Source organism: Streptomyces sp. NBC_01508, from assembly GCF_045040315.1.
Taxonomy (GTDB): Bacteria; Actinomycetota; Actinomycetes; order Streptomycetales; family Streptomycetaceae; genus Streptomyces.
In genome coordinates, this window is record NZ_CP109419.1 from 5425300 (window position 1) to 5446933 (window position 21634).

The following is a 21634-nucleotide window of genomic DNA, read 5'->3' on the forward strand; positions in this document are numbered from 1 at the left end:
GATCCGCGGTCAGTCCTGGCCGTAGCGCGGATCGACGGATTCCGGTGCGAGCCCCAGCAGTTCGGCGACCTGCTCGACCACCACCTCGTGGACGAGCATGGCGCGCTCCTCTCGGTTCTTCGTACGGATCTCGACGGGCCGCCGGTACACGACAATGCGCGCGGGCCGGTCCTTGCCCTCGGGGACCGACCGGCCGAGCGGTACCGACTCGTCCTCCGCGCCGGGCACGTCGAGCACCAGGAAGTCGATCTCCGCCAACTGGGGCCAGCGCCGTTCCAGCCGCTCCACAGAGTCCCGTACAAGATCACGGAAGGAATCCGAGCGGCTCGCCGAGAGCGGTACCTGCGGTGGGGCGACGGGCCCGCGCATCCCGCGTCCATGGCGGTCACGGCGGCGTGGTTTCGGCTCGGTCGGGGGCGGCGGTACGGGACTGTCCATCACTGACGCAGGGTAGCTCTCCGGGGGGTGCCGCGACGGCCCGCCGAGCCCGCCGGACGCCATGTCGCAAATTGAGCATTCCGGCCAAGCTGGGGCTCGTTTCGCTATGTCGGCCGGATCGTGGGGCTCGCCTTCATTGATGGGATTTGCCCCAAGTGGCGACCCGGTCACTGAAGGTCATCGATCGCTCACTCCTCCTCCCGTGCAGGTCAGGGCAGTTGTGCGCGGGTGGAGCGGGGTGAACGCCGCGTTACGACACGGTGGAGGGACGTGGGGGAGAGTCGTCGCGGCCCGCTCAAGAGTGCGGTACCGTCCAATATCGTGAGCCCTGTACGTCGCTGTTCGCGCACCGCGTGCGGCCGTTCCGCTGTCGCGACACTGACGTACGTCTATGCCGATTCGACCGCGGTCCTCGGCCCGCTCGCCACGTATGCCGAGCCCCATTGCTATGACCTGTGCGCCGAACACAGCCAGAGGCTGACCGCGCCGCGCGGCTGGGAGGTCGTCCGTCTCACGGACGGCTCGGCGCCGGCCCGGCCCAGCGGTGACGATCTGGAAGCCCTGGCGAACGCCGTGCGTGAGGCGGCGCGCCCTCCGGAGCGGGCGGCGGGGGGACCCGGCGGCGGGCCGCGCGGGACGGGTCAGCCGGAGGTCGGGCGCCGCGGGCACCTGCGGGTGCTGCGTTCCCCCGATTCCTGAATCCCGGTTCCCGAGTCCGTTGATTCTCGATTCTCGATGACTGACTCCTGACTCCTGCGTTCCTGACTCCGGCCGGGTCTCCCGGCCGCGCTGAATCCCTTCCTCCGGCTTTCCGCGACGGATCCTGTACGGACCATTGACCCTGCTTGTCGTGGACACGATCATGCCTCCCAGTAGTGAGAGATCACTTTCCGCATCGCGGAATTCGGAGGCCCCTGTCGTGTTCGAACAGCAATTGGAACCCGTCGCCGATTCACTCGGCCTGTCCGCCCTGGTCGCCGCGCTTCCGCTGGTCACCGTGCTGGTGTTGCTCGGCGCCGTCCGTATGAAGGCCCATCGCGCCGGACTGATCGGCCTGGCCGTCGCCGTAGCGGTCGGCTGGCTCGCCTTCGGGATGCCGATCGGCCAGACCGTCTCCGCCGGCGCGCAGGGCGTCGTCTTCGGTCTCTTCCCGATCATGTGGATCGTCGTCAACGCCCTCTGGGTGTACCGGATGACGGTCCGTACCCAGCATTTCGACATCCTGCGCCGCTCGTTCGGGCGATTCTCCGACGACCCGCGCATCCAGGCACTCGTCGTCGCCTTCTGTTTCGGCGCGCTCCTCGAAGCGCTCGCGGGCTTCGGCGCACCGGTCGCCATCTCCGCGGTGATGCTCGTGGCACTCGGCTTCAACCCGGTCAAGGCGGCGGTCGTCGCCCTCGTGGCCAACACCGCGCCCGTGGCCTTCGGCGCGATGGGCACGCCGGTGGTGACCCTGGCACAGGTGACCGGACTGCCGCTGGACACCGTCGCCTCGGTCGTCGGCCGCCAGACGCCGCTGCTCGCCGTCGTCGTACCCCTGGTGCTCGTCGGACTCGTCGACGGCAAACGGGGCCTGCGCGAGACCTGGGCGCCCGCCCTGGCGTGCGGATTCGCCTTCGGCGTCGCGCAGTTCGTCGCGGCCAACTTCGTCTCCGCCCAACTCGCCGACATCGGGGCCGCGCTGGTGGGCGCGGCGGCGCTGCTCGCCGTGCCGAGCGCGCGCAAGCCGGCCGACGAGGCGGTGCGCACCTCCGTACTGACGGGCGCGCGCAGCGAGGACCTGGACGTCGAGGACGACCGCCGCGAAGTCGTCCGCGCCTACGCCCCGTACGGCCTGATCGTGGTGATCTTCTCCCTCGCGCAGATCCCGCCGATCAAGGACCAACTGGCCAAGGCGACCCAGTCCTTCGACTGGCCGTTCCTCGACGTCACCGACTCGGAGGGAACGCCGGTCGGGGCCAACGTCTTCACGCTGCCGCTCATCTCGACCGGCGGCACGCTCGTCCTCGTCGCGGGCCTCCTGACGGCCGGGGTCATCGGGCTCAGGGCGAAGGACGCGGCGAAGGAGTGGGCGGCCACGGTGCACGAGCTGCGGTACGCGATCCTCACCGTCGTGTCGGTGCTGGCCCTCGCGTACGTCATGAACCTCTCCGGACAGGCGGCCACCATCGGCCACTTCGTCGCGGCGGCGGGTGCGGGGCTGGCGTTCCTCTCGCCCGTGCTCGGCTGGTTCGGCGTCGCCGTCACGGGCTCCGACACCTCCGCCAACGCGCTCTTCGGGGCGCTCCAGGTGACGGCGGCACGCGAATCCGGGCTGTCACCCGAGCTGTTGGCGGCGGCGAACAGCTCCGGAGGCGTACTCGGCAAGATGATCTCCCCGCAGAACCTGACGATCGCGTGCGCGGCGGTCGGTCTGGCCGGCAAGGAAGGAGACCTCCTTAGGAAGGTCCTGCCGTGGAGTCTCGGACTGCTGCTGGTGATGTGCCTGATCGTGGTGGGACAGAGCACCTTCGTGCTGGGGTGGATGCTGCCGTAGGCCCTTCCTTCGGATCCCGGTGGGCCCGCGGGTAGTTTGTGAGGACTGTCCGCAGAGACCTCAGGAGGGGTGCCGTGGCCGACTTGGGCCAGATCGTGAAGGCGTACGACGTACGTGGCGTATATCCGGACCAGCTCGACGACCGGCTCGTCGAGCTGTTCGGAGCGGCTTTCGTGGAAGTCACGGGCGCCACGGCGATCGTCGTCGGTCATGACATGCGGCCCTCCTCGCCCCACCTGTCGGCGAGCTTCGCCAAGGGTGCCGTCCGGCGCGGGGCGGACGCCACGCTGATCGGGCTGTGCTCGACCGATCAGCTGTACTACGCGAGCGGCGCACTGGACCTGCCGGGCGCGATGTTCACCGCGTCGCACAACCCGGCGCGCTACAACGGCATCAAGATGTGCCGCGCGGGCGCCGCACCGGTGGGGCAGGACACCGGCCTGGCGGAGATCCGCGCGCTGGTCGAGACCTGGCTGGCCGAGGGACCCCCGGAACCGGCGGCCAAGCCGGGAACGATCACACAGCGTGACACGTTGTCGGATTACGCGGCACATCTGCTGTCCCTGGTCGAACTCTCGGCGAACCGCCCGCTGAAGGTCGTGGTCGACGCGGGGAACGGCATGGGGGGCCACACGGTCCCCACGGTCTTCGCCGGGCTGCCGGTCGACCTGGTCCCGATGTACTTCGAGCTGGACGGCACGTTCCCCAACCACGAGGCCAACCCGCTCGACCCCCGGAACATCGTGGACCTCCAGGCGCGCGTGCTGTCCGAAGGCGCGGACCTGGGCCTGGCGTTCGACGGCGACGCGGACCGCTGCTTCGTCGTGGACGAGCGGGGGAGGGGCGTGTCACCGTCGGCGATCACGGCCCTGGTCGCCGAGCGTGAACTCGCCAAGCACCCCGGCGGCACGGTGATCCACAACCTCATCACCTCCTGGTCGGTGCCCGAGGTCGTCAGGGAGCACGGCGGCAACCCGGTCCGTACGCGCGTCGGCCACTCCTTCATCAAGGCGGAGATGGCCCGCACCGGCGCGATCTTCGGCGGTGAGCACTCGGCGCACTACTACTTCCGCGAGTTCTGGAACGCCGACACGGGCATGCTCGCCGCGCTCCACGTCCTGGCGGCGCTCGGCGGGCAGGACGGCCCGCTGTCCGAACTCGTCGCCTCCTACGACCGATACGCCGGCTCGGGCGAGATCAACTCCACGGTGGACGACCAGACGGCCCGCCTCGCCGCTGTACGGAAGGCATTCACCGGCCGCGAGGGTGTCACGACGGACGACCTCGACGGCCTGACGGTGACCACCCCCGACTGGTGGTTCAACCTCCGCGCGTCCAACACGGAACCGCTGCTGCGCCTCAACGTGGAGGCCCGCGACGAACCGACGATGGCCAAGATCAGGGACGAGGCCCTGGCTCTGATCCGGTCCTGATCCGGTTTCTTTGCCCGGCCGGACGGGCTGCGTGGGCAGCCCGTCCGGCGCCTGAGCATGGAGCCCAGGGGTCTTGGGGCTTGCCCCGATTGCGGGAAGGGCGGGTAGGGGGAAGCGCGCCGCTTGCGCGGCCCCGGCCCGCCCCCATCCCCCGGCGGTAGGCTGATGTGGCCCAATCCGCACCACCCCGTACGCCTCAGCTCGTTCGAAGGGACACCCACCACATGCCGCTCGAAGCCGGCCTTCTGGAGATCCTCGCCTGCCCGGCCTGTCACGCGCCGCTCAGCGACCGCACCGAAGCCGACACGCCCGAGCTGATCTGCACCGGCGCGGACTGCGGCCTCGCCTACCCGGTCCGCGATGACATCCCCGTACTCCTCGTGGACGAGGCCCGCCGCCCCTAGGTCCTGTCCGGCGGATCTTCGGGGATCAGCCAGGCGACCCGGGCCCCCGAAGATCCGCCGGACAGGGCCTAGACCGTGTGTGGGAAGTCCCGCCTGCCCCGTGACGCCCGGCACGCACTCCTCCGTAGCCCCGAAGGGGCACGGGAGCTGCCCCTTAGCCGCGTTGTCACCAGTCGTTCAAGGACGGCCGGGCCATCCACAACGCCGATCCTCCGCCTCGCGATCGCCAGCACCGACGGAGTCGTCAGCCGCTCCGCAGAGCGGGCGCGAGGCTGGCCCTGCGGGGCGGACGGCGCTACTTCCCCAACACGGCCCAGAGGCGCCGCCCCGCTCCACAGGCCCGCGCAACGCCCTTGCTCACGCGCCGCACCCGGCGCCCAGGCGATCGGAGACCCACCCCCATGCTCGACGAGTCCTTGCTCGACGCGCCGGACGCGCTGGCCCGCGCCGACCACCGTGGGCTCCTCCTCGGCGCCGCAGAGGCCGGGGCACGGGTACGTACCGCCGTCCGGCACGCCGCCGAGGCGGGCATCGGACAGCTCACCCCCGAGGGCCGCCCCCGCGCCGTGCTGTTCGCCGGCTCCGGGACCGCCGCACTCGGCGTAGCCGACCTGCTCGGCGCGCTCGCGGGTGCCGCCGCGCCCGTCACCCTGCTGCGGCCCACCGGAGTGGCTCCCGCCGCAGGCGCCCTGCGCTGGGCGCTCCCCGGCTGGGCCGGCTCCGTCGACCTGCTCCTGATCGCCACCACCGACGGCGGCGAACCGGGCCTCGCCCTCCTCGCCGAGCAGGCGTACCGCCGCGGCTGCACCGTCGTCGCCGTCGCCCCACGCCAGTCCCCGCTCAGCGAGGCCGTGGACGGCACACACGGCCTCGCCGTCCCCATGGCGCCCACACCGCAGGAGCAGTACGAGGAGATCCAGGCCGCGAGCCCAGGGGCGCTCTGGGCGCTGTTCACCCCGCTCCTGTCGCTTCTCGACCGCGTCGGACTGCTCACCGCCTCGGCCGAGACTCTTCAGCTCGTCGCCGATCGCCTCGACAGCACGGCGGAGCGCTGCGGCCCGGCCATCGCGACGTACAGCAACCCGGCCAAGACCCTCGCGGCCGAACTCGCCGACAGTCTCCCGCTGATCTGGACGGAAGGCACGGCCGCCGCCCCCGCCGGCCGCCGCTTCGCCGCCGTATTGGCCGAGCTGTCCGGCCGCCCCGCGCTCGCGGCCGAGCTTCCCGGCGCCCTGCCCGCGCACGGCCTGCTCCTGGGCGGCGACTTCGCCGGCGGTGCCGCCGACCCCGACGACTTCTTCCGCGACCGCGTCGAGGAGCCCCAGGCGCTGCGCGCCCGCGTCGTGCTGCTCCGGGACCGCCCCGTCGGCGGACTGACCGCGGCGCCGGCGGCCCGCGAACTCGCCATCAGCCACGAGACGGCCATCAGCGAGCTGGAGCCGCAGGAGGGCAGCGAGCTCGAAGCCCTCGCGGAACTCGTCGCCGTCACCGACTTCACGGCTGTCTATCTGGCCCTGGCCTCGGGTAACCGCGAATGACCCCGCCCGGTCTCCACGACCGCCCCCCGCACTGAACGCACCTCATCCACCGGGCACGTCACCCGCAGGCCATCCCCCCGTATGTCGCCTCTACTTCGCCCGTACTCCACACACCTCCGAACTTCGCCCGTACACCAGGCGACTTCGCCTGCACATCAAGCACCTCGCCCGTACACCACGCAACAAGGAAGCACCCATGGACCGCCTCTCCAACACCGTGCGCCCCTACGCCTGGGGCTCCACGACCGCCATTCCGGAGCTGCTCGGCACCGCCCCCACCGGCGAGCCCCAGGCCGAGATGTGGATGGGCGCCCACCCGGGGGCCCCGTCCCGTATCAACCGCTCCACCACCCCCCTGGATCACCCGCTCTCCGAAGCCATCGCAGCCGCCCCCGAGGCGGAACTCGGCGCCCGTACCGTCAAGAAATTCGGTCCACGTCTCCCCTTCCTCCTCAAGCTCCTCGCCGCCGACGCGCCTCTCTCCCTCCAGGTCCATCCCAACCCCGCCCAGGCGAAGGAGGGTTACGCGACGGAGGAGCGCCAGGGCGTCCCCATCGACGCGCCGCACCGCAACTACAAAGACACCAACCACAAGCCCGAACTGATCTGCGCCCTCACCCCCTTCGACGGCCTCTGCGGCTTCCGCGCACCCGCCGAGACCGCCGACCTCCTCGCCCGGCTGGACGTCGACTCGCTCAAGCCCTATGTGGACCTCCTGCACGCCCACCCCGAGGAAGCCGCGCTGCGCGAAGTCCTCACCGCCGTGCTGACCGCCGACCCCGACGAGATGTCCCACACCGTTCATTCCACCGCCGAAGCAGCGGCACGCCTCGGCGGCGAGTACTCGCCATATGTGTCGATCGCGCACCACTACCCCGGCGATCCGGGCGTCATCGCGGCCATGCTGCTCAACCACGTACAACTCCAGCCCGGTGAAGCCCTCTACCTGGGCGCCGGCGTCCCGCACTCCTATCTGCACGGGCTGGGTGTCGAGATCATGGCCAACTCGGACAACGTCCTGCGCTGCGGCCTCACCCCCAAACACGTCGACGTGCCGGAACTGCTCCGCATCGTGCGCTTCGAGTCGACCGAACCCGCCGTGCTCCGCCCCGAGGCGTCGGCGTCCGGCGAGGAGCTGTACGACACCCCGATCGACGAGTTCCGGCTGTCCGCCTATGGCCTGGCGCCCGGCGGGACGCACCGCGAACTCACCGCCGACACCCCTCAGATCCTCCTCTGCACGGCGGGCACCCCGCGTGCCAACGACATCGATCTGACCCCCGGTGATTCGGTCTTTGTCCCCGCGGGCGAGAAGACCGAACTGACCGGTACGGGCAGGGTGTTCCGTGCCACCGTCATCGCCTGAACCAGCGCTTCGCGTACCGTCCGCCTCGGCGGCTGCAACAATGTGCCGCCGTACCGCGGCGCCAGGGCCGCAGACCGAGGAAGGGATCCACCGCACCCATGAGCGCGTCAGGCGGAACCAAGGCGATCGTGGCGGCGCTCGTCGCCAACCTCGCGATCGCAGTAGCCAAGTTCGTGGCGTTCCTCTTCAGTAGTTCGTCGTCGATGCTCGCCGAGAGCGTGCACTCGCTCGCCGACTCGGGCAACCAGGGGCTGCTGCTCCTCGGCGGCAAGAGGGCGAAGCGCGAAGCGACCCCTGAACACCCCTTCGGCTACGGCCGTGAGCGCTACATCTACGCGTTCCTCGTCTCCATCGTGCTCTTCTCCGTCGGCGGCATGTTCGCCATCTACGAGGGCTACGAGAAGATCAAGCACCCGCACGAGATCGAGGCCTGGTACTGGCCGGTCGGCGTCCTCGTGTTCGCGATCATCGTCGAGACGTTCTCCTTCCGTACAGCCATCGTCGAGTCGAACCTGATCCGCGGCAAGCGCTCCTGGAAGGAGTTCATCCGGCACTCCAAGGCTCCCGAGCTCCCGGTCGTCCTCCTTGAGGACCTCGGCGCGCTGGTCGGTCTGGTCCTGGCGCTCATGGGCGTGAGCCTGGCGCTCGTCACCGGTGACGGCATCTGGGACGGCATCGGCACGCTCTGCATCGGCATCCTGCTGATCGTGATCGCGATTGTCCTGGCGGCCGAGACGAAGTCTCTGCTGCTCGGCGAGGCCGCCGGCCTGGAGGACGTGGAGAAGATCAAGGCCGCGATCGTCGACGGTGACGACGTCACCGCCATCATCCACATGCGTACGCTCCACCTCGGTCCCGAGGAACTGCTGGTGGCGGCCAAGATCGCGGTCGAGCACGACGACACGGCTGCCGAGATCGCCCAGGCGATCAACGCGGCCGAGACGCGGATCCGCGACGCGGTCCCGATCGCCCGCGTGATCTACCTGGAGCCGGACATCTTCAACGCCGCTGCCGCTGCGGCGGGGACCAACCCGGGTAAGTCGCCCGGCGTCACGGAGACCGAGCCGAGCGCCGAGCCGGCCGCTGATTCGACCGCCGAGTCGGCTCCCGACTCGGGCAACGGCCACTGATCACCCGCTCGCATCCGTAAGGAGGCCCCCGGCGCACCTCGCGCCGGGGCCTCCTTACGGAGGTGAGTTCGTACGACCTACCGGATCTCGCCCAGCACACCGAGAATCGCCGCCTCGTCGGGCGCTGCCGTCAGCCGCTCCCGCCTCGGAGTCGTACAGAGCACCGGTGTTGGCGATCCAGCCGCCGATCATGCCGGGCACCAGCGCCGGCCGGTCACCGATCGCGTAGGCGATGTAACCGGACAGGATCGGCGCCATCAGAGTGAACCCGATGGTGCCGATCTGGTTCACGTACCGCCAGAACGTCTGCTCGGGGATGACGAGCCCCAACTTGGGATCCTGGTCGCCGCCGATCGAGAGCGAGACGGCGATCAGCAGACCGCCGACCACGACGAACGGGATCATGTACGAGACGCCGTTCATCAGCGCCTTGTACGCCAGACTCCGCGCCTTGCCGCCGCCCGTGGCGCTCCCACCGGTCCCGCCGGTCGCGCCCATCCCGCCACCCTCGGCGCCACCACGTCCCGCTGATCCGACCACTTCGTGATCGTCGCCGCCGCTCCCGGTGGCCCCGTGTTACGGGCGCGCTCCGCACCCGCTCGATCAGTCCTTCGGGATGGTGGATACCCTCGGCCACCCCCACGGCCAGCACCCGCTTCCCGACGAACCGGCCGCGGCCGACATCCTTGTCGGCGGCGATGATGATGCCGTCCGTTCTCTGACATCGTTGTCGGTCAAGACGTTCTCGGCACCGATGGAGCCCTGGGTCTCCACCTTCATCTCGACACCGAGCGCCTCCGCGGCCTGCGCCAGCTTCTCCGCTGCCATATCGGTGTGCGCGATGCCGGTCGGGCAGGCGGTAACCGCGAGCAGCCGCGCCTTGCGCTGCTCACTCGCCGGACTGGTCACTTGGATCTCCTCACACTTCGCGGCCCGGATCGGTGCGTGTTGCACTCACCGATCCACCCGCATCCTGCAACACCCGACGACGCGCGAAAAAAAGCCCGGAAGGCCCGAGTTGGGGACCCTTTGAAGCCCGTCGCGGACGGGATCCGGGCCCCGGTGCGCTGTGGGGCGCTGGGCCGATCGGTGTAGATTCGTCATCAGAGCCAGACGTCGCTGCTGATGGCGGTCGGGCGGTCTGCGGCGCGGACCGGCCGAGGGAGAGAGGGCCTCCGACGGACTGCGTTGCGTACGTCCGGGCATTCGTATGCCCGCCCGCCGCAAAGTCAGCCGTACCCACCCTCGACCCCTTTACGAGGAGCAGCTCGCTATGACCACTGTCGCCAACCGACAGGACTTCAAGGTCGCCGATCTCTCGCTTGCCGAGTTCGGCCGCAAGGAGATCACCCTCGCCGAGCACGAGATGCCCGGCCTGATGTCGATCCGCAGGGAGTACGCCGAGGCGCAGCCCCTGGCCGGCGCCCGCATCACCGGCTCCCTGCACATGACCGTGCAGACCGCCGTCCTCATCGAGACGCTGGTCGCGCTCGGCGCCGACGTCCGCTGGGCCTCCTGCAACATCTTCTCCACCCAGGACCACGCCGCCGCCGCGATCGCCGTCGGCCCGAACGGCACCCCGGACGACCCGCAGGGCGTTCCGGTCTTCGCCTGGAAGGGCGAGACGCTCGAAGAGTACTGGTGGTGCACCGAGCAGGCCCTGACCTGGCCCAACGCCTCCACCGGCGGCCCGAACATGATCCTGGACGACGGTGGCGACGCCACCCTGCTCGTCCACAAGGGCGTCGAGTTCGAGAAGGCCGGCGCGGCCCCCGACCCGGCCACGGCGGACAGCGAGGAGTACAGCTACATCCTGCGTCTCCTCAACCGCACCCTCACCGAGAACCCGCAGAAGTGGACCCTCCTGGCGTCCGAGATCCGCGGTGTCACGGAAGAGACCACGACCGGTGTCCACCGTCTCTACGAGATGCACCGCGACGGCACCCTCCTCTTTCCGGCGATCAACGTCAACGACGCCGTGACCAAGTCGAAGTTCGACAACAAGTACGGCTGCCGCCACTCCCTGATCGACGGCATCAACCGCGCCACCGACGTGCTGATCGGCGGCAAGGTCGCCGTCGTCTTCGGCTACGGCGACGTGGGCAAGGGCTGCGCGGAGTCCCTGCGCGGCCAGGGCGCCCGCGTGATCATCACCGAGATCGACCCCATCTGCGCGCTCCAGGCGGCGATGGACGGCTACCAGGTCGCGACGCTGGACGATGTCGTCGGCATCGCCGACATCTTCGTCACCACGACGGGCAACAAGGACATCATCATGGCCGCGGACATGGCCAAGATGAAGCACCAGGCGATCGTCGGCAACATCGGCCACTTCGACAACGAGATCGACATGGCCGGCCTCGCGAAGATCCCCGGCATCGTCAAGGACGAGGTCAAGCCGCAGGTCCATACCTGGAAGTTCCCCGACGGCAAGACGTTGATCGTCCTGTCCGAGGGCCGTCTGCTGAACCTCGGCAACGCGACCGGTCACCCCTCCTTCGTGATGTCCAACTCGTTCGCGGACCAGACGCTGGCCCAGATCGAGCTGTTCACCAAGCCCGAGGAGTACCCGACCGACGTCTACGTGCTGCCCAAGCACCTCGACGAGAAGGTCGCCCGGCTCCACCTCGACGCGCTCGGCGTGAGGCTCACGACCCTCCGCCCCGAGCAGGCCGCGTACATCGGTGTGCAGGTCGAAGGCCCGTACAAGTCAGACCACTACCGCTACTGACCCACAGACACCGCCGCTGACACCAGCGGTACGGGCAGGCCCCCACACCCCCGTGTTGGGGGCCTGCCCCGGTCTCCGGCTCCTGGTCCCGCCCACGTCTGTTCCCAGGCGTCCAGATGGTCTGTGTGTATGCGAGCGGCACTCCCGTGCGCTCTCACGGCAACGGGCCCAGAGGACACCGAAGGACTCCCGCACATGCCGCGTGGCCGCTACTCACTCCACGATCCGCACGACCACACCCCTCTCGGCGAAGAACACTTCCACTGCGCACCCGGCCCCTCGGGCTGGCGCTACGTCTCCCAGATCACCGCTCCCTCCGGCGAGCACTCCGGCTCCGTCGACCTCACCCTCGACGAACTCGGCCGTCCCATCCGTCTCGAACTGCATGCCGCGAGCTGGCAGGTCCGCGCCGCCGCACTCGAAGGCGTCACCTGGGTCCGCACCGACCCCACCGGCACCGAAGCCACCGAAGGCAATGTCCCCGCCCATGCCTTCACCGGCACGTCCCCCGCGTTCCTCGTCGCGACCACCCGCCTCCTGCGTCTCACCCCCGCTTCCCCGACGACCCGCGTCCGGTTCGTGGCTTTCACCGACCCGGTCCTGGCCCCCCGCACTCTCGACCAGTCCTGGGTGCTAGTGAGAAGTGAAGCGCATGCCACTGACAATGGACCCCTGACTGTGGACGAGTACCAGGTCAGCGCCCTGGACACCGGTGAGCAACACAGCGTCCACATCAGCGGTGACGTGGTTCTCGCCGCGCCGGGCATCGAGCTCGAAGACCTCGAATCCCCGCCGTCGGCCCTGCCCTGACACCGACTCGGACAGGACCTAGGCGGGCGGCGTGAACCTGGATGCCGGGGGAACGGCCGGATCCGGCGCACGAGTTGACGCCGCGTCCGCCACGTCGCGCGGTGGCCGCACCGGCTGTCTGCCGACCGGACCGGCCGGACCGACCGAAGCGGCGGGACGAGGGGTGCCGGGCGTGGGCCGACCGGCCGGGCCGGCGCCGAAAGCCCGCCGCGCGTCCCGTGCCTGCCGTTCGTTCACCACGGCCGCCAGATACGCCGCCGGCGGCACACCGTGCGGCAGCGGCACGCCCGTACGCGTCGCCAGATCACCGGCCAGCCGCTCCGCCATCGACCAGCCGACGCCGGGGTCGAGTTGCCTCATACGGGTCAGGTACTGCCGTATGGCCAGCCACAGTTCGTCGGGCACCGACGACAGATCCAGCTCGGAGAAGCGGCCGACGAGCCACGGCGGCGGAGGCGGCACGGCAGGAGCCCGATCCGCCGGCACCCGCTCGCGTACGACCAACGTCCCCGCGAACAGGTCCCCGACCCGACGCCCACGCGCCGACACGAGCGAAGCGATGCACGCGATCACCCCGAAGGACATGAGCAGTTCCACCACACCGATCGCCCCACGCACCAACGCGTGGCGGAAACGGATGGGCCCGCCGTCGTCCCGCACCACCCGCAGCCCGCAGGCCAACTTCCCCAACGAACGCCCGTGACTGAGGGTTTCCACCGCGATCGGCACACCCACTGGTATCAGCAGGAAACTCGCGACCGCCAGGGCCGCCACCGCGGCCGTGTCCAGGGAATCCGTCGCGATGGCCAGGACGATCGAGACCACGATGTACGCGGCCCAGACCACCACCAGATCGATGACGACGGCCAACGCCCGGCTCGGCAGCTTCGCGGGGCGCAGCCCCAGTACGACCGCGTCGCCCGTCACAAGCTCATTCACCGGTGCCCACCCTTCGCCGACCTTCTCTGCCCCCGGACCGCTCAGTCTGCCAAGCTGGCCTGCAACGTGCCGCAGTAGTACGGACCGTACGCACCCAGTGCCTGGAGCAGCAGCAGACCATGGATCTCGACGTCTTCGTGACGGCCCACCGACCCGAGTGGGACCGCCTGGACTTTCTCCTGCGCCGCGGACGGCACCTCACCGGTGCCGAGGCGGACGAACTCGTCGCCCTCTACCAACGCACGGCCACTCATCTCTCCCTGATCCAGTCCAGCGCCCCGGACCCCATGCTCATCGCGCGCCTGACCCAGCTGGTCGCACGCGCCCGGTCGGTCGTCACCGGCACCCGCCGCGCCGGCTGGCGCGACGCCGCCCGCTTCCTTACGGCCGGCTTCCCGGCCGCCGTGTACCGCTCCCGGCACTGGTGGATACCGACCGCACTGCTCTCAGTGCTCGTCGCAGCTCTGATCGGCTGGTGGATATCGGCGCACCCCGAGGTCCAGTCGGCGATCGCGGCTCCCGAAGACCTCCGCCAGATGACCCGCCCCGGCGGCGAGTACGAGACGTACTACTCAAGTCACCCGGCAGCGTCCTTCGCGGCGCAGGTCTGGACGAACAACGCCCAGGCCGCCGCCATGTGCCTTGTCCTCGGCGCCTTCCTCTGCTTCCCGGTGATCTGGATCCTCTTCCTGAACATGCTCAACCTCGGTGTCGGCATCGGCCTGATGTCGTCGGCCGGCCGCCTGGACACGTTCCTGGGCCTGGTTCTGCCCCACGGTCTGCTCGAACTGACGGCCGTGTTCGTCGCGGCGGGTACGGGCCTCCGCCTCGGTTGGACCCTGATCGACCCCGGCCCATACACCCGTCGAACGGCGCTCGCCCAACAGGGGCGCGCGGCAGTGGGCATGGCCATCGGCCTCGCGCTGATCCTCTTCGTGTCGGGCCTGATAGAGGGCTTTGTGACCCCGTCCGGCCTGCCGACATGGGCGCGCATCACCATCGGGATCGTGTCCGAACTGGCCTTCTTGGCGTACGTGTACGTACTCGGCGGCCGAGCGGCCCGCGCGGGCGCCACGGGCGACGTGGAGAGCGCCGATCAGAGCGCCCAACTGCCCACGGCAGCCTGATGTGCGTTGCGGGTCGCCGACCTGTTAGTCTCCTCCTCGCTCCACAAAGATCGCTGCCGATCGTTGACAGGGTCTGTGTGGGGAGGTAGATTTGAACGGTTGCCTCGAAGCTGGACAAGTTCGAGAGCGACGGTTAATGTCTATCCAGCTCTGAGCGGGGATCGAATTTCCGCAGAGCTTTCCGATACATCATTCGAATCACGGCGGTCGATTTACCTCGGCCCTGATGTTTCTGATAATGTCGGTCTCGCCGAAAGAGAAACGCGAAAGCGAATATCCGAAAGCACTCCCGTCGACTGGGAATCAGGCGCCGAAAGGTTCTGATAGAGTCGGAGACGAAGGAAAGCAAGACCGAAGGGAAGCCCGGAGGAAAGCCCGAGAGGGTGAGTACAAAGGAAGCGTCCGTTCCTTGAGAACTCAACAGCGTGCCAAAAGTCAACGCCAGATATGTTGATACCCCGACCTCGTCCACTGTTGTGGATTGGGTTGAGGTTCCTTTGATAGAAACACAGCGAGGACGCTGTGAACGGTTGGCCTTATTCCGGTCGACTGTTCCGCTCTCGTGGTGTCACCCGATTACGGGTAAACATTCACGGAGAGTTTGATCCTGGCTCAGGACGAACGCTGGCGGCGTGCTTAACACATGCAAGTCGAACGATGAAGCCTTCGGGTGGATTAGTGGCGAACGGGTGAGTAACACGTGGGCAATCTGCCCTGCACTCTGGGACAAGCCCTGGAAACGGGGTCTAATACCGGATAATACTGTGCCCCTCATGGGGGACGGTTGAAAGCTCCGGCGGTGCAGGATGAGCCCGCGGCCTATCAGCTTGTTGGTGGGGTAATGGCCTACCAAGGCGACGACGGGTAGCCGGCCTGAGAGGGCGACCGGCCACACTGGGACTGAGACACGGCCCAGACTCCTACGGGAGGCAGCAGTGGGGAATATTGCACAATGGGCGAAAGCCTGATGCAGCGACGCCGCGTGAGGGATGACGGCCTTCGGGTTGTAAACCTCTTTCAGCAGGGAAGAAGCGAAAGTGACGGTACCTGCAGAAGAAGCGCCGGCTAACTACGTGCCAGCAGCCGCGGTAATACGTAGGGCGCAAGCGTTGTCCGGAATTATTGGGCGTAAAGAGCTCGTAGGCGGTCTGTCACGTCGGGTGTGAAAGCCCGGGGCTTAACCCCGGGTCTGCATTCGATACGGGCAGACTAGAGTGTGGTAGGGGAGATCGGAATTCCTGGTGTAGCGGTGAAATGCGCAGATATCAGGAGGAACACCGGTGGCGAAGGCGGATCTCTGGGCCATTACTGACGCTGAGGAGCGAAAGCGTGGGGAGCGAACAGGATTAGATACCCTGGTAGTCCACGCCGTAAACGTTGGGAACTAGGTGTTGGCGACATTCCACGTCGTCGGTGCCGCAGCTAACGCATTAAGTTCCCCGCCTGGGGAGTACGGCCGCAAGGCTAAAACTCAAAGGAATTGACGGGGGCCCGCACAAGCAGCGGAGCATGTGGCTTAATTCGACGCAACGCGAAGAACCTTACCAAGGCTTGACATACACCGGAAAGCATCAGAGATGGTGCCCCCCTTGTGGTCGGTGTACAGGTGGTGCATGGCTGTCGTCAGCTCGTGTCGTGAGATGTTGGGTTAAGTCCCGCAACGAGCGCAACCCTTGTTCTGTGTTGCCAGCATGCCCTTCGGGGTGATGGGGACTCACAGGAGACCGCCGGGGTCAACTCGGAGGAAGGTGGGGACGACGTCAAGTCATCATGCCCCTTATGTCTTGGGCTGCACACGTGCTACAATGGCCGGTACAATGAGCTGCGATACCGCAAGGTGGAGCGAATCTCAAAAAGCCGGTCTCAGTTCGGATTGGGGTCTGCAACTCGACCCCATGAAGTCGGAGTTGCTAGTAATCGCAGATCAGCATTGCTGCGGTGAATACGTTCCCGGGCCTTGTACACACCGCCCGTCACGTCACGAAAGTCGGTAACACCCGAAGCCGGTGGCCCAACCCCTTGTGGGAGGGAGCTGTCGAAGGTGGGACTGGCGATTGGGACGAAGTCGTAACAAGGTAGCCGTACCGGAAGGTGCGGCTGGATCACCTCCTTTCTAAGGAGCATCTAGACCATCGGACCCCTTGGGTCGGGTGGTCCAGGAACCATTTCGTCGGCACCTGTCCGACGGTGGTCGCTCATGGGTGGAACGTTGACTATTCGGCACTCTTTGCTGCTGTGTTGTCCAAGTACTGTCCTTCGGGGCGTGGAACGGGAACACGGTGGTTGGGGGTGCCGGGCGCGCTGTTGGGTGTCTGAGGGTACGGGCTGCGTGAGCTGCTTGTGTCTTCGGTTGCCGGCCCCGGTGAACTCACTGTGTATGCGGTGGGGTGGCGGGTGGTTGGTCGTTGTTTGAGAACTGCACAGTGGACGCGAGCATCTGTGGCCAAGTTTTTAAGGGCGCACGGTGGATGCCTTGGCACCAGGAACCGATGAAGGACGTGGGAGGCCGCGATAGGCCCCGGGGAGCTGTCAACCGAGCTTTGATCCGGGGGTGTCCGAATGGGGAAACCCGGCAGTCGTCATGGGCTGTCACCCGCTGCTGAACACATAGGCAGTGTGGAGGGAACGAGGGGAAGTGAAACATCTCAGTACCCTCAGGAAGAGAAAACAACCGTGATTCCGGGAGTAGTGGCGAGCGAAACCGGATGAGGCCAAACCGTATGTGTGTGATACCCGGCAGGGGTTGCGCATGCGGGGTTGTGGGAGTGCACTTGATCAGTCTGCCGGCTGGTCGGAGAGTCAGAAACCGTACAGGTAGGCGAAGGACATGCGAAAGGTCCGGCGTAGAGGGTAAGACCCCCGTAGCTGAAATCTGTGCGGCTCTCTTGCGTATTTCCCAAGTAGCACGGGGCCCGAGAAATCCCGTGTGAATCTGGCGGGACCACCCGCTAAGCCTAAATATTCCCTGGTGACCGATAGCGGATAGTACCGTGAGGGAATGGTGAAAAGTACCGCGGGAGCGGAGTGAAATAGTACCTGAAACCGTGTGCCTACAAGCCGTGGGAGCGTCGCTGTATGTGCTTGCGCATACAGTCGTGACTGCGTGCCTTTTGAAGAATGAGCCTGCGAGTTTGCGGTGTGTTGCGAGGTTAACCCGTGTGGGGAAGCCGTAGCGAAAGCGAGTCCGAACAGGGCGACATAGTAGCGCGCTCAAGACCCGAAGCGGAGTGATCTAGCCATGGGCAGGTTGAAGCGGCTGTAAGAGGTCGTGGAGGACCGAACCCACCAGGGTTGAAAACCTGGGGGATGACCTGTGGTTAGGGGTGAAAGGCCAATCAAACTCCGTGATAGCTGGTTCTCCCCGAAATGCATTTAGGTGCAGCGTCGTGTGTTTCTTGCCGGAGGTAGAGCACTGGATAGGCGATGGGCCCTACCGGGTTACTGACCTTAGCCAAACTCCGAATGCCGGTAAGTGAGAGCACGGCAGTGAGACTGTGGGGGATAAGCTCCATGGTCGAGAGGGAAACAGCCCAGAGCATCGACTAAGGCCCCTAAGCGTACGCTAAGTGGGAAAGGATGTGGAGTCGCAGAGACAACCAGGAGGTTGGCTTAGAAGCAGCCACCCTTGAAAGAGTGCGTAATAGCTCACTGGTCAAGTGATTCCGCGCCGACAATGTAGCGGGGCTCAAGCGTACCGCCGAAGTCGTGTCATTCGTACATGTAGCCTCAACGGGCGTGCGGATGGGTAGGGGAGCGTCGTGTGCCGGGTGAAGCCTCCGCGGAAGCGAGGGGTGGACGGTTCACGAGTGAGAATGCAGGCATGAGTAGCGATACACACGTGGGAAACGTGTGCGCCGATTGACTAAGGGTTCCTGGGTCAAGCTGATCTGCCCAGGGTAAGTCGGGACCTAAGGCGAGGCCGACAGGCGTAGTCGATGGACAACCGGTTGATATTCCGGTACCCGCTTTGAAACGCCCAGTATCGAATCAGGCGATGCTAAGACCGTGAAGCCGTCCTGGAGCCTTCGGGCAAAGGGGAGTGGTGGAGCCGTCGGACCAGACTTGTAGTAGGTAAGCGATGGGGTGACGCAGGAAGGTAGTCCAGCCCGGGCGGTGGTAGTCCCGGGGTAAGGGTGTAGGACGCACGGTAGGTAAATCCGTCGTGCATATAGTCTGAGACCTGATGCCGAGCCGATTGTGGTGAAGTGGATGATCCTATGCTGTCGAGAAAAGCCTCTAGCGAGTTTCATGGCGGCCCGTACCCTAAACCGACTCAGGTGGTCAGGTAGAGAATACCGAGGCGTTCGGGTGAACTATGGTTAAGGAACTCGGCAAAATGCCCCCGTAACTTCGGGAGAAGGGGGCCATTTCTGGTGATCATCTTTACGGTGTGAGCTGGGGGTGGCCGCAGAGACCAGCGAGAAGCGACTGTTTACTAAAAACACAGGTCCGTGCGAAGCCGTAAGGCGATGTATACGGACTGACGCCTGCCCGGTGCTGGAACGTTAAGGGGACCGGTTAGTCACATTTCGGTGTGGCGAGGCTGAGAACTTAAGCGCCAGTAAACGGCGGTGGTAACTATAACCATCCTAAGGTAGCGAAATTCCTTGTCGGGTAAGTTCCGACCTGCACGAATGGCGTAACGACTTCTCGACTGTCTCAACCATAGGCCCGGTGAAATTGCACTACGAGTAAAGATGCTCGTTTCGCGCAGCAGGACGGAAAGACCCCGGGACCTTTACTACAGTTTGATATTGGTGTTCGGTTCGGCTTGTGTAGGATAGGTGGGAGACTGTGAAGCTTGGACGCCAGTTCAGGTGGAGTCAACGTTGAAATACCACTCTGGTCGTGCTGGATGTCTAACCTGGGTCCGTGATCCGGATCAGGGACAGTGTCTGATGGGTAGTTTAACTGGGGCGGTTGCCTCCTAAAGAGTAACGGAGGCGCCCAAAGGTTCCCTCAGCCTGGTTGGTAATCAGGTGTTGAGTGTAAGTGCACAAGGGAGCTTGACTGTGAGACCGACGGGTCGAGCAGGGACGAAAGTCGGGACTAGTGATCCGGCGGTGGCTTGTGGAAGCGCCGTCGCTCAACGGATAAAAGGTACCCCGGGGATAACAGGCTGATCTTCCCCAAGAGTCCATATCGACGGGATGGTTTGGCACCTCGATGTCGGCTCGTCGCATCCTGGGGCTGGAGTCGGTCCCAAGGGTTGGGCTGTTCGCCCATTAAAGCGGTACGCGAGCTGGGTTTAGAACGTCGTGAGACAGTTCGGTCCCTATCCGCTGCGCGCGCAGGAGTCTTGAGAAGGGCTGTCCCTAGTACGAGAGGACCGGGACGGACGAACCTCTGGTGTGCCAGTTGTCCTGCCAAGGGCATGGCTGGTTGGCTACGTTCGGGAGGGATAACCGCTGAAAGCATCTAAGCGGGAAGCCTGCTTCGAGATGAGGACTCCCACCCACTTGATGGGGTAAGGCTCCCAGTAGACGACTGGGTTGATAGGCCGGATATGGAAGCACCGTGAGGTGTGGAGTTGACCGGTACTAATAGGCCGAGGGCTTGTCCTCAGTTGCTCGCGTCCACTGTGTTAGTTCTGAGACAACGAACAGTCCGTGACATCATCCGGTTGTTCAGCAGTTTCATAGTGTTTCGGTGGTCATTGCGTTAGGGAAACGCCCGGTTACATTCCGAACCCGGAAGCTAAGCCTTTCAGCGCCGATGGTACTGCAGGGGGGACCCTGTGGGAGAGTAGGACGCCGCCGAACAATTTTTGAGTCGGGAATGCCCCGCACCATTTTGGTGCGGGGCATTTCTGCGTTCAGAGGCCGTTTCGGGGACCGGGCAATTCCCGTCCCCGAACCCGTACTTGTCTGTTCAGAGGCGGCCTGCGGACTTCAGTGCCAGATAGGCGTCCGCCAGTGCCGGCGCCAATGAGTCGGGCACAGCGTCTACCACTGTGACTCCGTAGCGCTGGAGCTTTTCCGCGGTACGGCGGCGCTGAGACTGTGCCTGGGAGCCGGCGGCGGCTTCGTACACCGCGTCCACCGAACCGCGTGCCGTACTCATGGTCTGGGCGTGCGGGTCGGCCACCGAGGCGACGAGCACCGTGTGCCGTTGGGTGAGTTGAGGGAGGACGGGCAGGAGCCCTTCCTCTACCGGGGCCGCTTCAAGACTGGTCAGCAGCACGATGAGTGAGCGGCGCGGGGCGCTTTTCAGGACTGTGGCCGCCAGGCCGCGTCCGTCCGTCTCCACGAGTTCGGGTTCCAGCGTGGAAAGTGCGTTCACCAGCGCAGGCAGTACGTCGTTCGCCGAGCGGCCTCGGACCTGGGCGCGTGTCCGGCGGTCGTATGCCAGCAGGTCGACACGGTCGCCTGCGCGGGTGGCGAGCGCGGTGAGGAGGAGTGTGGCGTCCATCGCGGCGTCGAGTCGTGGGACGTCGCCCACGCGGCCGGCCGAGGTGCGGCCGGTGTCGAGCACGATGAGGATGTGGCGGTCGCGTTCCGGCCGCCAGGTACGAATCGCCACCGCTGACTGGCGGGCCGTGGCGCGCCAGTCGATGGACCGGGTGTCGTCTCCCGGTACGTAGGGGCGGAGGCTGTCGAACTCCGTGCCCTCGCCACGGGTGAGCACGCTTGTCCGGCCGTCGAGTTCGCGCAGCCGGGCGAGTCTGGACGGCAGGTGCTTGCGGCTGGTGAAAGGCGGCAGGACACGGACCGTCCACGGGACGTCGTGATTTCCCTGGCGGGCCGCCAGGCCGAGGGGGCCGAAGGAGCGCACGGTCACTCGCTCCGTGTGCCTGTCGCCGCGGCGCGTCGGGCGCAGAAGCGTGGAGATACGGCGGCGTTCACCGGCAGGGACGCTCAACTCGTTGCGGGAGGCGACCTGTTCGGTGCCGGTCGGCCAGCTGCTCGGGGGCCATGCGTCGCGGATATGGGCGCGCAGTGTGCGGCGTGACGGGTTGACGACCGCGAGCTGGACCTGGGCACTTTCTCCGAGTCGAACTGACGTATCACCACTTCGAGTGAACTGGAGCGTTCGCACTGGCGCGGCCAGGCAGTAGTCGCACAGAATTGCGAGGGAGAGGGGCGCGTTGACCGCCAGCATCCCCGCCCAGCTGGGCGCGAGGAGGCCGACGGGAATCGAGCCGAGAGCGGCGAGGAGTGCCGCTCGCCCGGTGAGGGCCAT

13 protein-coding genes, 3 rRNA genes and 1 pseudogene are annotated in these 21634 nt (G+C 66.5%); 13 read left to right on the forward strand and 4 right to left on the reverse strand.

The features are described from left to right. Positions 1-9 precede the first annotated feature (9 nt). Positions 10-438 carry a metallopeptidase family protein gene (locus tag OG700_RS25325; protein ID WP_405617316.1) on the reverse strand — a complete coding sequence of 143 codons (429 nt, stop codon included), beginning with the start codon at positions 436-438 and terminating at the stop codon, positions 10-12. 270 nt (positions 439-708) lie between these two features. On the opposite strand from OG700_RS25325, the gene OG700_RS25330 reads away from it, so the two are divergent. The 7 genes from OG700_RS25330 (at position 709) to OG700_RS25360 (ending at position 8845) form a co-directional block, all read left to right on the forward strand. Further along, entirely contained in the window at positions 709-1137 is a 429-nt protein-coding gene (locus OG700_RS25330) for a DUF3499 domain-containing protein (protein WP_405617318.1), read from the forward strand. A 220-nt stretch (positions 1138-1357) separates the two neighbouring features. After that, on the forward strand, positions 1358-2974 hold the full coding sequence (locus OG700_RS25335) for an L-lactate permease (protein ID WP_405617320.1): 1617 nt from the start codon (positions 1358-1360) through the stop codon (positions 2972-2974). A gap of 74 nt (positions 2975-3048) precedes the next feature. After that, on the forward strand, positions 3049-4407 hold the full coding sequence (locus tag OG700_RS25340; protein ID WP_405617322.1) for a phosphomannomutase/phosphoglucomutase: 1359 nt from the start codon (positions 3049-3051) through the stop codon (positions 4405-4407). 224 nt (positions 4408-4631) lie between these two features. Beyond that, positions 4632-4811: a Trm112 family protein gene (locus OG700_RS25345; protein WP_405617324.1), complete on the forward strand. Its 180-nt coding sequence runs from the start codon at positions 4632-4634 to the stop codon at positions 4809-4811. Between the two features lie 401 nt (positions 4812-5212). Continuing rightward, positions 5213-6349, forward strand: coding sequence for an SIS domain-containing protein (locus OG700_RS25350; protein WP_405617326.1), 1137 nt, complete (start codon positions 5213-5215; stop codon positions 6347-6349). 196 nt (positions 6350-6545) lie between these two features. Further along, entirely contained in the window at positions 6546-7715 is a 1170-nt protein-coding gene (manA, locus tag OG700_RS25355) for a mannose-6-phosphate isomerase, class I (RefSeq protein ID WP_405617327.1), read from the forward strand. Between the two features lie 98 nt (positions 7716-7813). Continuing rightward, positions 7814-8845 carry a cation diffusion facilitator family transporter gene (locus OG700_RS25360; protein ID WP_405617328.1) on the forward strand — a complete coding sequence of 344 codons (1032 nt, stop codon included), beginning with the start codon at positions 7814-7816 and terminating at the stop codon, positions 8843-8845. A gap of 135 nt (positions 8846-8980) precedes the next feature. On the opposite strand, the pseudogene OG700_RS25365 reads toward OG700_RS25360, so the two are convergent. Next, positions 8981-9754, reverse strand: a pseudogene (locus OG700_RS25365) (fructose PTS transporter subunit IIB); the annotation flags it as partial. A 364-nt stretch (positions 9755-10118) separates the two neighbouring features. On the opposite strand from OG700_RS25365, the gene ahcY reads away from it, so the two are divergent. Both ahcY and OG700_RS25375 read left to right on the forward strand, forming a co-directional pair. Beyond that, positions 10119-11576 (forward strand): adenosylhomocysteinase, encoded by a 1458-nt coding sequence (gene ahcY / locus OG700_RS25370; protein ID WP_405617329.1) that lies wholly within the window; start codon positions 10119-10121, stop codon positions 11574-11576. A 195-nt stretch (positions 11577-11771) separates the two neighbouring features. Beyond that, a complete protein-coding gene (locus tag OG700_RS25375) occupies positions 11772-12386 on the forward strand; it encodes a hypothetical protein (protein ID WP_405617330.1) in 615 nt (204 codons plus the stop codon). 18 nt (positions 12387-12404) lie between these two features. Here OG700_RS25375 and OG700_RS25380 read toward each other — a convergent pair whose 3' ends face one another. Beyond that, positions 12405-13325 carry an RDD family protein gene (locus OG700_RS25380; protein WP_405617331.1) on the reverse strand — a complete coding sequence of 307 codons (921 nt, stop codon included), beginning with the start codon at positions 13323-13325 and terminating at the stop codon, positions 12405-12407. A 119-nt stretch (positions 13326-13444) separates the two neighbouring features. On the opposite strand from OG700_RS25380, the gene OG700_RS25385 reads away from it, so the two are divergent. From OG700_RS25385 to rrf, 4 genes are all read left to right on the forward strand, one after another. Next, positions 13445-14452: a stage II sporulation protein M gene (locus OG700_RS25385; RefSeq protein WP_405617332.1), complete on the forward strand. Its 1008-nt coding sequence runs from the start codon at positions 13445-13447 to the stop codon at positions 14450-14452. 589 nt (positions 14453-15041) lie between these two features. Next, positions 15042-16565, forward strand: a 16S ribosomal RNA gene (locus OG700_RS25390). Positions 16566-16893: 328 nt separating this feature from the next. Continuing rightward, positions 16894-20016: ribosomal RNA gene (locus tag OG700_RS25395) — 23S ribosomal RNA — on the forward strand. 81 nt (positions 20017-20097) lie between these two features. Next, positions 20098-20214, forward strand: a 5S ribosomal RNA gene (gene rrf / locus OG700_RS25400). Together the 16S, 23S and 5S rRNA genes form the textbook arrangement of a ribosomal RNA operon. Before the next feature lie 109 nt (positions 20215-20323). Here rrf and OG700_RS25405 read toward each other — a convergent pair. Next, positions 20324-21634: a DUF58 domain-containing protein gene (locus OG700_RS25405; protein ID WP_405617333.1), complete on the reverse strand. Its 1311-nt coding sequence runs from the start codon at positions 21632-21634 to the stop codon at positions 20324-20326.

Excerpts from the sequence above, each read along its gene's own strand:
- OG700_RS25350 (WP_405617326.1), top strand. The coding sequence starts at position 5,213 with ATGCTCGACGAGTCCTTGCTCGACGCGCCGGACGCGCTGGCCCGCGCC.
- OG700_RS25345 (WP_405617324.1), top strand. The coding sequence starts at position 4,632 with ATGCCGCTCGAAGCCGGCCTTCTGGAGATCCTCGCCTGCCCGGCCTGT.
- OG700_RS25375 (WP_405617330.1), top strand. The coding sequence starts at position 11,772 with ATGCCGCGTGGCCGCTACTCACTCCACGATCCGCACGACCACACCCCT.
- OG700_RS25385 (WP_405617332.1), top strand. The coding sequence starts at position 13,445 with ATGGATCTCGACGTCTTCGTGACGGCCCACCGACCCGAGTGGGACCGC.
- manA (WP_405617327.1), top strand. The coding sequence starts at position 6,546 with ATGGACCGCCTCTCCAACACCGTGCGCCCCTACGCCTGGGGCTCCACG.
- OG700_RS25360 (WP_405617328.1), top strand. The coding sequence starts at position 7,814 with ATGAGCGCGTCAGGCGGAACCAAGGCGATCGTGGCGGCGCTCGTCGCC.
- OG700_RS25325 (WP_405617316.1), bottom strand. The coding sequence starts at position 438 with ATGGACAGTCCCGTACCGCCGCCCCCGACCGAGCCGAAACCACGCCGC.
- OG700_RS25405 (WP_405617333.1), bottom strand. The coding sequence starts at position 21,634 with ATGGCCCTCACCGGGCGAGCGGCACTCCTCGCCGCTCTCGGCTCGATT.
- ahcY (WP_405617329.1), top strand. The coding sequence starts at position 10,119 with ATGACCACTGTCGCCAACCGACAGGACTTCAAGGTCGCCGATCTCTCG.